This is a genomic window from Marinobacterium lutimaris (genome assembly GCF_900108065.1).
Taxonomy (GTDB): domain Bacteria; phylum Pseudomonadota; class Gammaproteobacteria; order Pseudomonadales; family Balneatricaceae; genus Marinobacterium_D; species Marinobacterium_D lutimaris.
Genome location: NZ_FNVQ01000002.1, coordinates 34422 through 48857 on the forward strand (window position 1 = coordinate 34422; position 14436 = coordinate 48857).

General features: G+C 60.3%; 13 protein-coding genes. 7 read left to right on the forward strand and 6 right to left on the reverse strand.

The genetic code is table 11. The features are described 5' to 3' along the window. The gene (locus C4S72_RS10825) at positions 1-1080 is read left to right on the forward strand and encodes a FecCD family ABC transporter permease (RefSeq protein ID WP_104003141.1); all 1080 of its coding nucleotides are present in this window, start codon (positions 1-3) and stop codon (positions 1078-1080) included. Further along, a complete protein-coding gene (locus C4S72_RS10830; RefSeq protein ID WP_104003142.1) occupies positions 1077-1907 on the forward strand; it encodes an ABC transporter ATP-binding protein in 831 nt (276 codons plus the stop codon). Before C4S72_RS10825 ends, C4S72_RS10830 begins: the two co-directional genes overlap by 4 nt. Positions 1908-1917: 10 nt before the next feature. On the opposite strand, the gene C4S72_RS10835 is transcribed toward C4S72_RS10830, so the two are convergent. From C4S72_RS10835 to C4S72_RS10860, 6 genes are all read right to left on the reverse strand, one after another. Next, positions 1918-2196 carry a type II toxin-antitoxin system RelE/ParE family toxin gene (locus C4S72_RS10835; RefSeq protein WP_104003143.1) on the reverse strand — a complete coding sequence of 93 codons (279 nt, stop codon included), beginning with the start codon at positions 2194-2196 and terminating at the stop codon, positions 1918-1920. After that, complete coding sequence (locus tag C4S72_RS10840) at positions 2193-2417, reverse strand: ParD-like family protein (RefSeq protein WP_104003144.1); 225 nt, start codon at positions 2415-2417, stop codon at positions 2193-2195. Before C4S72_RS10840 ends, C4S72_RS10835 begins: the two co-directional genes overlap by 4 nt. A 300-nt stretch (positions 2418-2717) precedes the next feature. Continuing rightward, positions 2718-3581: an ABC transporter substrate-binding protein gene (locus C4S72_RS10845; RefSeq protein WP_104003145.1), complete on the reverse strand. Its 864-nt coding sequence runs from the start codon at positions 3579-3581 to the stop codon at positions 2718-2720. 426 nt (positions 3582-4007) lie between these two features. Beyond that, complete coding sequence (locus C4S72_RS10850) at positions 4008-7175, reverse strand: efflux RND transporter permease subunit (protein WP_104003146.1); 3168 nt, start codon at positions 7173-7175, stop codon at positions 4008-4010. Then, the gene (locus C4S72_RS10855) at positions 7172-8395 is read right to left on the reverse strand and encodes an efflux RND transporter periplasmic adaptor subunit (protein WP_104003147.1); all 1224 of its coding nucleotides are present in this window, start codon (positions 8393-8395) and stop codon (positions 7172-7174) included. The genes C4S72_RS10850 and C4S72_RS10855 overlap by 4 nt, the downstream gene beginning before the upstream one ends. After that, positions 8392-9891, reverse strand: a complete 1500-nt coding sequence (locus C4S72_RS10860) for an efflux transporter outer membrane subunit (RefSeq protein WP_160115498.1) — start codon at positions 9889-9891, stop codon at positions 8392-8394. The genes C4S72_RS10855 and C4S72_RS10860 overlap by 4 nt, the downstream gene beginning before the upstream one ends. A 231-nt stretch (positions 9892-10122) precedes the next feature. Between C4S72_RS10860 and C4S72_RS10865 the strand changes: the two genes are divergently transcribed. The 5 genes from C4S72_RS10865 to C4S72_RS10885 are packed head-to-tail and all read left to right on the forward strand — an operon-like array spanning position 10123 to position 14430. Beyond that, on the forward strand, positions 10123-10806 hold the full coding sequence (locus tag C4S72_RS10865; protein WP_160115499.1) for a thermostable hemolysin: 684 nt from the start codon (positions 10123-10125) through the stop codon (positions 10804-10806). Then, positions 10784-12214 carry an AMP-binding protein gene (locus C4S72_RS10870; protein ID WP_104003150.1) on the forward strand — a complete coding sequence of 477 codons (1431 nt, stop codon included), beginning with the start codon at positions 10784-10786 and terminating at the stop codon, positions 12212-12214. Before C4S72_RS10865 ends, C4S72_RS10870 begins: the two co-directional genes overlap by 23 nt. Positions 12215-12216: 2 nt before the next feature. Beyond that, positions 12217-12867 carry a TenA family transcriptional regulator gene (locus tag C4S72_RS10875; protein ID WP_104003151.1) on the forward strand — a complete coding sequence of 217 codons (651 nt, stop codon included), beginning with the start codon at positions 12217-12219 and terminating at the stop codon, positions 12865-12867. A 10-nt stretch (positions 12868-12877) separates the two neighbouring features. Continuing rightward, the gene (locus C4S72_RS10880) at positions 12878-13774 is read left to right on the forward strand and encodes an SDR family oxidoreductase (protein WP_160115500.1); all 897 of its coding nucleotides are present in this window, start codon (positions 12878-12880) and stop codon (positions 13772-13774) included. A gap of 2 nt (positions 13775-13776) precedes the next feature. Continuing rightward, positions 13777-14430, forward strand: a complete 654-nt coding sequence (locus C4S72_RS10885; RefSeq protein WP_146071899.1) for a tetratricopeptide repeat protein — start codon at positions 13777-13779, stop codon at positions 14428-14430. Positions 14431-14436: the final 6 nt, after the last annotated feature.

Consider the following 14436-nt stretch of genomic DNA (forward strand, 5'->3'; position numbering starts at 1 on the left):
ATGAACGCTGAACTTCCCATTTCCCCGTCGACCACACCCCGAGGATTCTGGCTGCTGAAAGGACAGGTCGGCAGTCGGCCGTTATCACTGCTGGTACCGAAACGCGCCCTGGTGGTGAATATCGCGCTCTTTGTACTGATCCTGGCGGCAGCTACTGCGTCACTGTGTATGGGCAGCATGTCCCTCACCCCCGCCGAAGTCTGGAATGCTCTCTGGGGGGAAGGCCCTGCACTGCACAAACTGGTGGTGCAGGAGCTGCGTCTGCACCGGGTGCTGGCGGGCTTCGCCACCGGCGCGGCCTTTGCGCTGTCTGGCTGCCTGATGCAGACCCTGGCACGCAACCGTCTGGCTACGCCGGGCATTATCGGTATCGACAACGTTGCCACCGCCTTTGCCGTTGCCTCAGTGATCGGCACCGGCATCTCCCTGGCGCCACCGGCCATGTCACTGATCGGTGCAGCAACGGCTACTGCGCTGGCGTTTGGTCTTTCTGGCGATAACGGTAGCCGTGGCTATCGCTTTATCATCGCCGGTGTCGCCATCGGCGCGATCGGCGGCGCGGTCACCCAGTTCATGCTCAGCCGCGTGGCGATCGATGATGCCAATGCGGCCTTCCCCTGGACGGTTGGCAGCCTGAATGCTCGCAGCAAGGACGCCACCCTGCTGCTGGGCGTGGCACTGCTGCCCTGCCTGTTGCTGGCACTGCGCTGGGCCAACTCGCTACGTCTGGTGCAGGTCTCCGACGCAGTCAGCATTGGCCTGGGCATCAACCTGAAGGCAGTGCGCCGTAACGGGCTGATTCTGTCGGTATTGCTGACTGGTCTGGCCGTGGCGGTAGCCGGCCCTGTTGGTCTGGTTGCCCTGGTTGGACCGGAGCTTGCAAGGACCCTGTGTCGTCATCGTGGTGTACCGCTGCTGGCGGCAACCCAGTGCGGCGCACTGCTGATGCTGCTGGCCGATCTGGCCGGCCGTATGATGCTGGCGCCACTGGAAATTCCGGTAGGGATAGTCACCGCCGTGGTCGGCAGCCCCTATCTGCTTTGGATGCTGTTAAACCCCTCTTTCAGGAGCCAGCCATGAATGCTGTAACCTCACCCACCATCGACCTGGGCAAACACGTCGCCCCTATCGAAGCCAAGGCACTGGAGGTGGCTCACGGCCACCAGGTGATTATCGATGGACTGGATCTGCAACTTCCCGGCGGCAAAATCACCGCCATCGTCGGCCCCAACGGCTGTGGCAAGTCTACGCTGCTCAATGCGCTGAGCCGGGTTCTCAAACCCAAGGCAGGCACCATCTTGCTGGATGGCCGCGATATCCACCGCGAACCGGCCCGGGAGGTCGCGCGCAAACTGGCGCTGCTGCCGCAGGAAACCACGGCGCCGGAAGGTATGACCGTATCAGACCTGGTGCGCTTTGGCCGTCAGCCGCACCAGAGCTGGCTCAGCCAGTGGTCCGAAGACGACCAGTACGCCGTCGCCAAAGCGATCCGCTCGGCGGACCTGGAAGGGATGGAAGATCGGGTGCTGGACGAGCTCTCCGGTGGCCAGCGCCAGCGCGCCTGGATCGCCATGGCGGTGGCTCAGGCCACACCGATGCTGCTGCTCGATGAGCCCACCTCAGCTCTGGACCTGGGTCACCAGATCGAAGTGTTCGAACTGATACGCCACCTCAGTGCGGACCACGGCAAGACCATAGCCATGGTGGTTCACGATCTGCTCAGCGCCTGCCGCTACGCCGACCACCTGGTGGCCATGCGCGACGGCGAGATCATCACCCAGGGCGCCCCTGCAGATATCCTGACCCCGGACCTGGTTTATCGTTTGTACGATGTGCACTGCGAAATCATGCCCGACCCGGTCACTGGCAGCCCGATGCTAACGAATATGCGGCGAGCACGGCGGTAGGTTGAGAGGCTTATCGTTTGATATCGCGATAGAAATTCTCGTGAGGTCCCACAGCTTCCAGATAGATAAGCCTGGGGATCTCCTCGAGAGTATAGCCAAGCAGGTATAGCTGACCTGCACTGTGGAATTTGTATACCCGCAGCTGTGCCAAATCACCTTTCTTTGATTCCCCAAGCTCGGGATTTTCAACGATCTTATCTACAGCAGCATCGACATCTTTTACGATGTTCGGCCCAAGTTTCTTGTAAACGCGCGCAAAGCGACGTGTCTGAAGTACTGACCAGCTCATCGTTTAGATGATGGAACAAAGGGAGTCGCTTCCTCACGCGGCTCTGCCATCGCCATCAGTGACTCCGCAATAAAATCAGCGGGTAAATCAGGGTTATCGAGTGCAGCCCTGCCAACTTTTGCCCAGAACTCTAATTGACCCTGTACAGTCCTGAATTCTGCCTTGGCGGCTGATCTGGCTTGATTAACCAGCTCATCATCCAGTCTTACTGAAACGCTCATCTTCGACACCTTAAAAAATTTACCACAATTGTAGTAAACCTTATCACAGGTGTCATCTCACCCATGTCACTTGGCCAACTCTAACCGCCGATGATCTGGTTGGAGATAGCACCTCGGGTATTGTTCCATGTTGCTACAGATACCTGGCAACGGACAGCGTCGCAGCTTTAGGATGAGCAAGGACCTTTCAAACCGTCTGAGCCGTCCAAGACCCTTGCTTCGTGCCCAGGCAACACCTGTGCTGGCAACTCTCAACCAACAGAATCCCAGCCACAGGGGTTATCGAGGCTTAATCGCGTATCAAAGTCCGCGAGCGACTTCATCCACCTGCAGACGAACGCTCTCAAGACCACCACCGGACAGGTACCAGAGTTCCGGTGTCAGGTAGTTGATAGCGATGGACTCGCCACCCTTGGCGTTCAGATCACTGCGCAGCTTATCCAGATCCAGCGCCTTATCGGTCTGACCAATCGCTTCGCTACGGTCGACGATCACCAGCTGATCCGGATCGATGGCGAGGATGTTATCCAGGGTCAGCGGCGTGAAAACGCGGTTACCGCGAGTGTGAGACTCAACATCATCCGGCAGCTGGGGAACGGAGAAGCCAAGCAGATCGTAAACCACCGGCTCGTTGCGCAAGCCGAAATTACCGTCGTTGTGTGTCACGACCAGCAGGGTCTCGGACTGATCCAGCGCGGCCTTGCGATCATCGATATGGGCTTTGAGTTCGTTCAGCGCCTGCTCGCCCTTATCAGCGGCATCAAAGTAGTCGGCCAGCGCCATGACGTTGCTGGAAACCGCCTGCCAGTAGTCTCCTTCCGGCAGTGTGGTGTTATGAACGATACCCACCTCTTCCAGGGATTTGATCGCTTCTCCCTGGCGCCCGGTGACCAGAATCAGCGTAGGTGCACTGGCTTTAACCGCTTCGATATCGGGAGTTTTCAGACCACCGGCATCAACATACTGATCGGTGTTGTAATGCTCCAGGTACGCCGGCAGCGCCTGCTTCGGCAGGCCTACAACCTGATCACCCAGGCCCAGGGCATCCAGGGTATCCAGGCTGCCGTGATCGAAAGATATGACCCGCTGCTCAGCCGCTTGAGCCAGCCCCGCGTTACCTGCCAGTACCATTGCACCAGCAGCGAGAATTTTGCCTACGCGCATTACGTTCTCCATCGAATAAGATCCGGTTCAGCGTCATGCCGAACGCTTTTCGTTTTAATAACGATTCTCATTATCTCATTTTCGGAAAGGGTTGAATCTGTCTGTGGTCGGAACGGGGGGTTGCAGAATATGGGACGGCTACGCCGACTGCCCTGCATTTCTCGTCTGAAAGAGCGGGAAAGACTTCTTTACCTTAGGGAACGTCGCGCCTGCGGCGCTCAAACAGCCTGTCCCTTGTTTCTCTTTCAGACTGCGATGCTCGGCGGCGCCGAAGGGGATCTAAGAGCACGCTCAGTTCGTCCTATGGGAATCAAGCCCTGTTAGCTTCCAGGCAGCCGAAAGTAGCCCGAAAAAATGGCATAAAAAAGCCGATTCGATCCTCTGTCGAATGGAGGATCAAATCGGCTTTTTTCTAACGGTTAGCGCCTAGCTGTGGCTGGATTCCAGGCGACCGTTTTGCGGCGGTTCATCACCCTCTTGCGAGTCTGCTGATTTGCCGCGCAGCAGCCCTTTCAGGTCTTCCAGCAGCATGATGTTGACCGGCACCATGATCAGCGTGATCAGGGTGGCGAAGAGGATGCCGAAGCCCAGGGAAACCGCCATCGGGATCAGGAACTGCGCCTGTACCGCTTTTTCGAACAGCAGCGGCAGCAGTCCGAAGAAGGTGGTGACCGAGGTGAGTATAACCGGACGGAAGCGCGAGGCACCCGCCGTCAGTACCGCCTCGTAAGCCGCCGCTTTCTTGCCCAAGCTGTCGCTGAGTTCAGCGCGGCGGCGGTTGGTAAACTCCACCAGTACCAGACTGTCGTTAACCACCACGCCGATGAGCGCCAGCAGACCCAGCATACTCATAATGGTCAGATCTATGCCCATGATCCAGTGGCCGACCACCGCGCCGATAGCGCCAAACGGGATGATCGACATAACGATCAGCGGCTGCAGGTAGGAGCGGAACGGGATCGCCAGCAGGCTGTAAATAGCGAACAGCACGAAAGCCAGCCCGACACCCAGCGAGGAGAAGGATTCTTCCTGCTCCTTTGCCTCGCCTTCCATCGAGTAGCTGGCGCCGGGGTATTGCAGCATCAGATCATCCAGAAAGGTCGCCAGATCCCGGTAGAGTACCGTGGTGTTGGTGCTTTCCTTGTCCAGGTCCGCCAATACGCTGACGGTGCGCTGCTGGTTGATGCGGTAGATGGTCGCTGCGCCTCTATCCGGCACCAGTTCCGCCAACTCATCCAGCGGGACCAGGCCGTTCTCGGTCACGATCTCCACCCGGCGCAGGTTACTGATCGCCTCCCTTTCGCTGTCTGGCAGGCGCACCATCACGCGCACCTCATCGCGGCCGCGCTGGATACGCTGCACCTCGATACCGAAGAAGTTCTCGCGCACCTGACGGATGATATCGCTGCGGGTCAGACCCAGGGCGTAGGCCTGGGGCTTGAGCTCAACCTTGAGCTCCTCCTTACCGTCGGAGAGGTTATCGGAGATATCGAACAGGGTCGGATAGGTTTCCAGACGTTGTCGGATCAGCCCCGCCATGGCGGCCAGATCATCGACATTGTTGGAGCTGAGCTGGATATCCACCGGATCGCCGCCGCGGCCGATCTCAGCGCGGTAGGTCAGGGTTTCTGCCCCCGGTATCTCGCCCACCATCTCGCGCCACTCCTGCACCAGTCTTGCGGTGCTCAGCGAAGCGTCGCGGCTCTCCGACGGCGTCAGCTCAAAGTCAACGCGACCGCTTTCCGGGCTGCCGCCGTCGCCGGTGGCGGAGAATATATTCTCTACCACGCTTTTACCTGTCACGGGATCACGGTAGCGATCCTGCAGCACTCTGGCCGCATCTACCATCGACACCACCGCACGGTCGGTGACCTCGAAGGGCGTGCCGGCCGGCATGGTCAGGCGCGCCCGCGCGGTGTCGGCCTGAATTCGCGGGAAAAACACGAACTGGGTCCAGCCGCTGAACACCAGCGCCAGGATCAGGATAAAGGTGCCGCTGAAAATCGACAGCGTGGTCAGGCGGTGGCGTAGCGCCAGCCCCAGCAACGGCTGGTAATAGCGCAGAATGGCCCGTTCAAAGCCGTCGGCAAAGCGCGCCTGCATGCGGGAGAAACGACCGCCGCTGGCCTCATCCTTGCGCAGGCGAATATGCTTCAGGTGCGAGGGCAGCACGAACTTGGATTCGATCAGCGAGAACAGCAGCACCGGAATCACCACGTAGGTGATCTGCGCAAAGATGGCGCCACGGTGCCCCTCGATAAAGGCGATCGGCAGAAATGCCACCACCGTGGTCAACACGCCGAAGGTCACCGGCACCGAGACCTCCTGGGTGCCGCTAATCGCCGCCTGCAGCCCGCTTTCCGCCGAGCGCATGTGGGTGTATACGTTCTCCCCCGTGACGATGGCATCGTCGACGACGATACCCAGCACCAGGATAAAACCGAACAGCGACATGACGTTCAACGTAATGCCAAATATCGGCATGATCAGGAAGGCACCCATAAAACTGACCGGAATGCCGATAAACACCCAAAGCGCTATGGACGGACGCAGAAACAGCGTCAGCATCAGCAGCACTAGGATACCGCCCTGCACCGCGTTGCTGATCAGCAGATTAAGACGCGATTTCACGATCTGGGAATCATCATCCCAGTAGCTCATGGTCAGCCCCTGGGGCAGACTGCCCTGGCGCGAGTCCACGTAGGCCTTCACCTTGTCGGCCACTTCGATGGCGCTCTGGTTGCCGACGCGGTATACCTCGAGCATTACCGCCAGCTGACCGTTAAAGCGGCTGCGCAGATCGCTTTCCTCAAAGCCGTCGGTGACCCGGGCCACATCGCCCAGGCGCAGGGTGCTGCCGTCCGGGTTGGTCTGAATCACGATGTTTTCAAACTCGTCGCGATGGTACGCCTGGCCCTTGGCACGAATCAGGATATCGCCACCGGCGGAGTTGACGTTACCGGCGGACAGGTCCAGCGAGCTGTTGCCGACCCGGTTGGCCACCTCTTCCAGCGTCAGACCATATTCGCGCAGCCGGTCCTTGGAGATCTCGATACCGATCTCGAAGGCGCGCACGCCCACGGGCTCAAGCTGGGTGACGCCGGGCAGACGCAACAGATCATCACGTACGCTTTCTGCGTAGCTGCGCAGCTCCTTCTCGCTGAGATCGCCAGAGAGCGCAACGGTGATCACCTCCCGTGTCCAGGTCGCCAGCGACACCACCGGTTTTTCCGCATCCACGGGGAAAGAACTGATCGCATCGACGCGGGACTTCACATCGGCCAGCAGATCACGTGGATCGTAGCCATCCTCCACCTCGATATTCACCGTGGTGCCGCCCTCGATGGAGCGGCTGCTCAGCTCCTCGATCCCCTCAAGGTCAGCCACCGCATCTTCGATACGGGTAGCCAGGCCTGTTTCCGCATCCTCTGGGCTGGCGCCGCGCAGGCTGACCTGCACGCTGATGGTGTCCGCTTCAAAGCTGGGAAAGATCTCCAGCGGAATACGGAAATTCAGCGACATCAAACCAGCGAAGACGATGGTCAACATCAGCAGGTTTGCCGCTACATGGTTGCGCGCAAACCAGGCGATCATGAGTCACCTCCATGCTGGGCAGGCGCTTCAGTCTGGATCTGGGCACCTTCCGGGCTGCTGACGACCGCCTGATCCTTGACCCTCACCGGCGTGCCGGAAACCACCTGTCCCAGCGTGGTCATCACCAGCCGGTCGCCCGTTTCCAGCCCCGCGCTGATCAGCGCCTGTTCCTCATCCTGCCAGCCGATACTCACCTCGCGCCGCTGCACGGTGCCATTTTCAACCAGGTAAACGTAGCTTCCCTGGTAGATCACGCGGTTGGGAATGACGATGGCGTTGTTGATGCTGCGTCCCTGAATACGGGCCCGCACATACTGTCCAATTTTCAGCGGCACCCGGCCCTCGGCCTTGGCGCCATAAGGGTCATCGATCTGCCCAAGCACGTATAGCTGGCGACTAGCCTCATCGATAGCGCCCTCGGTCTGCACCACCTTGCCCTGCCACTCTTCGTATCCCACCAGATCGGAGATAAAGGTCACGTCCGGCAACGGAGCACTGGGCTCATCGCTGTAGCGGTAGCGTTCCGGCAGATCGATATAGGCGAGATCACGGCTCTGGATCGGCAGTCGCACCTCGATATAGTCCACCGCATAGACGGTGGCCAGCGCAGTACCGCTGGAAACCACCTGGCCAAGATCCACCGATTTTTCCAGCACACGTCCGGCGTACGGTACGCGGATACTGGTACGCTCCAGGTCCAGTTTGGCCTTGCTGACCGCCGCTTCCGCCGATGCCAGCGCCGCCTGGGCGGCATTCAGCTGCGGCATACGCGCCACCAGGTCCGGCACGGCGCCGCCGTTGCCGAGGCGTGTCCAGTCGGCCCGCGCCTGCTCGCTGCGGGCGCGCTCTTCGCTGAGGGTCTGCCGCGCGGTGGCCAGCGAAGCCTGGGCTTCGGTCAGCGCAGTGCGATAGTCACGGTCATCGATGCGTAGCAGCTCTTCGTTGGCCTCAAAAAAGCCGCCGGCGCGCAGATCGGGATGCACCCAGACCACTTCGCCAGACACCTGGGGCAACAACTCACTTTGTGTGCGGGGACGCACCCGGCCGTAGCTTTCTATCTGGATCGGAAAGTCGGCGGGGCTGATCTCGCGTACCTCGACACCGATCGCCGCCTCGCGCTGCGCCGGCATCCGGTTTGCTTCCGGCGGGTTATGGAATACCAGGTAACTGATGCCGCCGAGCACGGCGATAACCACCAACGGCAATAACTTCTTGATCATTTGGCTGTTGTCTCCGCTTCGGCCTGAGAGGGATTATCGCTGGTAGATCTGTCGTTGGCCGGCGCATCAAAGCTGCCGCCCAGGGCAACCGCCAGGGCCACCCGGTTTTCCAGCAGCGAGCGTCGCAGCTGAATGACGTTGGTCTGAGCATCCAGCGAGCGCCGCTGGGATTCCAGCACGGTGGTGAACTCCTCCAGACCACGCTGATAACGTTCAAACGCCAGTTGCTCCGCCTGCAGCGCGTTCTCTTCGGCGTTCAGATACAGGCGATAACGCTCAGCGAGAGCGCCACGGCCATCCAGGGCGTTCTCCACTTCACTGAAAGCGGTGTAGAGATTACTCAGATAGTTCTGCTCCAGCTCCTGGCGACGCGCCAGTTGCTGATCCTGCTGTGCACGCAACCGGCCAGCATCGAACAGCGGCTGAGTCAGTGAAGCACCCAACAGCCAGGCAAGATTGCCGCTGCTGACCAATTCGCTCAGATCGTCGCTGCTGCCGCCGTATTCCGCGCTGAGGGAAAATCCGGGAAAGCGTGCTCGGTGGGCTGCGGCCAAGCCTTCGTCTGCGGCCAGAAGATTGAGCCAGCTCACCTGGAGATCAGGCCGGCGCACCACCATCTCTGAAGGCAGCACCAGTGGCAGTTCGGTTTCGAGCACCGGCAGAGTCTCCTCCGAGCTCAGCGCCGCTGCCGGATAACGCCCCAGCAACTGCTCCAGCGTGCGCTTGGCCTCGGCCAGCGCCAGCGCCTGTTCCTCTACCGTGGCAAGTTGGGCGTTGAGGTCGTTACGCGCCAGATACAGATCCAGCGCTTCATACAATCCCTGGCGGTAGCCGGACTCGATCACCGCCAGATCGGATTTCAGGTTGTCGCTGCGCTCGCGGAAAAGCTTGAGCAGCAGCTGAGTTTCCTGCACGCGAAACCAGGCACGGCTTATATCCGCGGCCAGGGTCTCCCGGGACTGCTTTAATTCGGCTTCGGCACTGGCATATTCAAGCTGAGCCTGACGCTGGCGGGCGCTGAGTTCGCCCCAGATATCAACATCCCAGCTGAACCCTGCGGCCAGTGAGAAGCTGGTGGCGCCACTTTCCGGCCGATTCAGATCGTAACTCAAACCAAGACCGGGATAACGGTCGGCGCCGGTGATGACTACAGCCTGATGAGCTTGCTCGACTCGGGCCCGCGCCGCGGCCAGATCCGGGTTATGGACCATCGCCTCCAGCACCAGCAGTTCCAGACGTTCATCGTCAAAACCGGCGAGCCAGCCGGGGGACTCGAGCTGCTCTGCAACCGCGTCTGCGGCCTGTTCACTCTGCCAACCGCTGGGCACCTCGGTGGTCTGGTCGATGCTCAGCGACTCCGGCGCGGCGCAACCAGCCGCCAAAATCACTGAAACGGCGACAAGCAGCCCCAGGGCACTGTTTGTCGTTGCACTCCGGCGCCTGAGCCCTGGCAGGCCAGCCCTGTGCCCAAACCGACGGTAAGAATCATTTCCCACTGATTTCTCGCTACAAATCCTGTCCACTTGGGGACCAATGGTAAGTTAGTTCGTGTTACCTGACAGTGTTTTTACACTTCTTTACACCTAATACCCAGCCGGGCCCTGAGCCCTGCCCCCTTTTGCCTCAATCCGCGCGCCGAGCGAGCCCTGCAGCCGCTCTTTTCCATGCTTAAGACTCTTTTAAGTTTACCTCCCTAGACTCGCAGAGTTATGAACAGGAGGCCGCGCATGACCGCACTCACACCAAGAACCAGACCCACACAGGAAGCCGCTTTACGCCTGCAGCTGCATGCACGGGAGGACTACTCCCGAGTTCGCATAGAGGCATTTATACGAGCGCGTTTTGCAGCTATCCACTCGGCCTGGATCGATGACTTCCTGCCCACGTTGATCAGTACGCAAACCACCAGCCAACAGATTCACGCCGCAGCCGGCTTCCAGTGGGCCAGCGAGAACCCGCTGTTCCTGGAGTCCTACCTGGATCTGCCGATTGAAGGCCGCCTGCGCCAGCTCGGCCAGGGATCGGCGCAGCGCTCGCAGATTGTCGAGTTTGGCAATCTTGCCACCGGTCGTCCCGGCGCGATCCGCCAGCTGATCCTGGTACTGGCCAACTACTTTGGCCGCCGCGGTATGGACTGGGCGGTGCTCACACTGACACCCACACTGATTAACAGCTTTTCCCGTCTGGGCCTGGTACTGGTGCCGCTGGCAGCCGCGAGACCCGAGCGCCTGCAAGCATCAACCAGCTACTGGGGAAGCTATTACGACCTGAATCCGCAGGTGGTCGCTATCAACCTGCCGGCGAACCAGCCCAGGTTGCAGATGCTGGAAAGCCTTGGCGTCCGACGCCCCACATCGACCACCCCTCTGCTGCCGATGGAACGCATTAATGAAACATCACTTTTTCACTGAACTGGCACGCTACGCGGCAATACAACCCAACCAAGCCGCACTTGAGGATGAAGCCACAACACTCACCTGGCGCGACCTGCCCGATGCCATCAACCAGCTTGCCAGCCGCCTTGAAGCAGAAGCCGGCAAACGCATCGCCCTGCTGGCCGATAACAGCCGCCACTGGGTGCTGACCGACCTGGCCGCCTTGAAACTGGGTCGTGTTTTGGTACCCGTGCCGCTGTTTTTCAGCGAGCAGCAGCGCCAGCACCTGCTGGCGGCAAGCGGTATCGACACGCTGATCACCGTGACCGATGACCAGCTGACGATTACCCGCCTGCCGAGCGGCTATCCGGCGCTGCACGCTGGCACCGAGAAGATCACCTTTACCTCCGGCACCACCGGCACACCCAAGGGCGTCTGCCTCAGCAGCAACAACCAGCTGCGCGTGGCGCAATCGCTGGTCGATCGCCTTGCAGGCCTCGGCCTGTCCCGGCATCTCTGCCTGCTGCCGCTGGCGACGCTGCTGGAGAATATCGCCGGGGTTTACTGCGCCCTGCTGCTGGGCGGCACCCTGCTCACTCCGTCGTTGAAAACCCTGGGACTTAAGGGCTCCAGTGAGCTGGATCTGCGTGCGCTTGCCCACAGCCTGCAGGGCTACCGACCCGACTCGCTGATCGGCCTGCCGCAGATACTTGCGGCGCTGACCGGTGCTGTAGAGGCCGGTGTGGAACTGCCTGTGCTTAAGTTTATCGCCGTGGGCGGCGCCCGCGTCGGTGTAGACCTGATCGAGCGCGCCCGCCGCTGCGGTCTGCCCGCCTACGAGGGTTACGGCCTGTCGGAGTGCGCCTCGGTGGTCAGCCTGAATACGCCGGGAATGGACCAGCCCGGCACGGCAGGCGCTCTGCTGCCCCATAACCGGGTGCGTCTCAGCGCCGACAATGAACTGCTGATCGAAGGCAACCTGATGCTGGGCTACCTCGGTGAAGCACCACAAGGCGACCACTTCGCAACCGGGGACCTGGCACAGATCGACGACGCCGGCTTTCTCAGCATCCGCGGGCGCCAGCGCAATGTGCTGATCTCCAGTTTCGGCCGCAACCTGAGCCCGGAGTGGGTCGAGTCTGAATGGCTGGCCCAGCCCGGTGTGCAACAGGCGGTACTGTTCGGCGAAGCCAGACCGTTCAACGTGCTGCTCGTTCACGCGCCGTCACTGAGTGACAGCACCCTGGAAGCGACCCGCCAACGGCTCAATACCCAGCTGCCGGATTATGCCCGCGTTGCCGGTTGGTGCCGGATTGATACCGCCATGACCGCAGAGAACGGTCTTTACACCGCCAATGGTCGTCCGCGCCGAGATGCCATCGCATCGCGCTACGCCGACCGCATCGAAGCGCTTTATCAGCCTGCCCCTCTGGCCTGGAGTTAATCATGTCTTTTTATCAAACGCTGCAACAGGAAACCGAAACCGCCCGTGACTATCTGTTACAGGCGCCGATTATTCAGGCATGCAAACACGGCGATATCAGCCAGAACCAGTACATCGCGTTTCTGACCCAGGCCTATCACCATGTTAAACATACCCTGCCGCTGCTGATGGCCTGCGGCAGCCGCCTGCATGAGCGCCAGGAGTGGCTGCGTGAGGCGGTGGCGGAATATATCGAAGAGGAAACCGGCCACCAGGAATGGATTCTCAACGACCTGGCCGCCTGCGGCGCTGACAAGGAAACGATCCGCCACGGCCAGCCCGCTATCGAAACCGAACTGATGGTCGCCTACGCCTATGACCTGATCCAGCGCGTAGAGCCGGTGGGCTTCTTCGGCATGGTGCAGGTGCTTGAAGGCACCAGCGTTAACCTGGCCACGCCGATGTCTCACATCATCCAGCAAAAGCTGGGCCTGCCGGATACGGCGTTCAGCTATCTGCGCTCCCACGGCTCGCTGGACCAGGACCATATCCAGTTTTTTGCCGAACTGATGAACCGGATCGACTGCCCGCAACAACAGCAGCGTATTATCCACAGCGCCCGCGTGTTCTATCGCCTCTATGGCGATATCTTCCGCAGCCTGCCAAAACAGTAAGGAAAAACCGATGCAGTTCAGAGATCGCCACATTCTGATAACCGGGGCCTCCAGCGGTATCGGCGCCGCACTGGCTATACTGCTGGCCCGTCGCGGCGCCAGCCTGCTGTTACACGGCCGCAACCAGAAAGCGCTGGATGAGATGGCGGCCAAGTGCATGGAACAGGGCTGCCCCCGGGTAGTGACATGCAGCGCCGATTTCAGTGAAGAAGCAGGTCGCAAGCGGCTGCTTGATTGCGTATCCACCTCTTTCTCCAAGCTGGATATGCTGATCAACAACGCAGGCATCGGCTGTTTCAGCCTGTTTGACGAGCAATCGCCAGAACTGATCGACAGGCTGATCAGCACCAATGTAACGGCACCAATCCTGCTCACCAGGGCGCTGCTGCCCATGCTGACCGCCAAGACCGAGCCTCGCATCCTCAATATCGGTTCCGCCTTCGGCGCCATCGGCTATCCCGGCTACACCACTTACTGCGCCACCAAGGGCGCCATGCGGATGTTCAGCGAATCCCTCGCCAGGGAGTATGCCGATACCTCACTGAAGGTGCAGTACCTGGCGCCGCGAGCCACCCGCACCGCCATCAACACCGATCGCGCCAACCAGATGCTCGCGGCTACCGGCGGCAAAAGCGATACACCGGCCACGGTCGCCGAAGCGGCGATCAGACTGTTGGAGTCGGACAAGGCCCAGGCCGCCATCGGCTGGCCGGAAAAGCTGCTGGTGCGCCTTAACGGCCTGCGTCCGGAGTTGATCAACGCGGCGCTCAAGCGCCAGCTGCACAAGATCAAACCTTATGCGCGCAGCACCGATCAGGAGACGGGCTCACAGACGCCTCGTCATCAAGAATCACGCCTGGATAAACGCCCATTAAAAGAACGTTCCTTAAGCGAAAAAGGAGCCTGATCATGAAGAAGCCTCTCCAGTTAATGCGTATCTCTCTGCTCAGCGCGGCGCTGGGCCTGGCCGCGACCCTCTCGCTGCCTGCCCAGGCAGCCACCGATGAACAGCTGCTGCCGATCCAGCATCAGTGGGCCAAAATCCAGTATGATCTTCCGGAAAAGGAGCGTGCCGGCGCCTTTGCTACACTGGCAGATGTGATTGAAGCGGCCCGCGATAAATACCCTGGGGATACCGAACTGCTGATCTGGCAGGGTATCGTCGTGAGCTCCCAGGCCGGCGCCGAAGGCGGTCTCGGTGCGCTGAAGCTGGCCAAGCAGGCACGCAAGCTGTTTGAACAGGCGATCAAACAGAACCCCGCCGCTCTGAACGGCTCGGCGCTGACCAGCCTGGGTACGTTGTATCACAAGATCCCCGGATGGCCGCTGGGCTTTGGCGATGACAAAAAAGCGGCAGAGCTGTTCAAACAGGCGCTGGAGATCTCGCCGGACGGGCTTGATACCAACTATTTTTACGGTAGCTACCTGTTGGATGAGGGCGACAGGGCCGCAGCACGGGCCGCACTGCAGAAGGCGCTGGCCGCGCCACCAAGACCGCAACGTCCAAAGGCAGACGCAGGACGTCGCCAGGAAGTGGAACAACTGCTCGATACGCTGAGCTAAGGAACA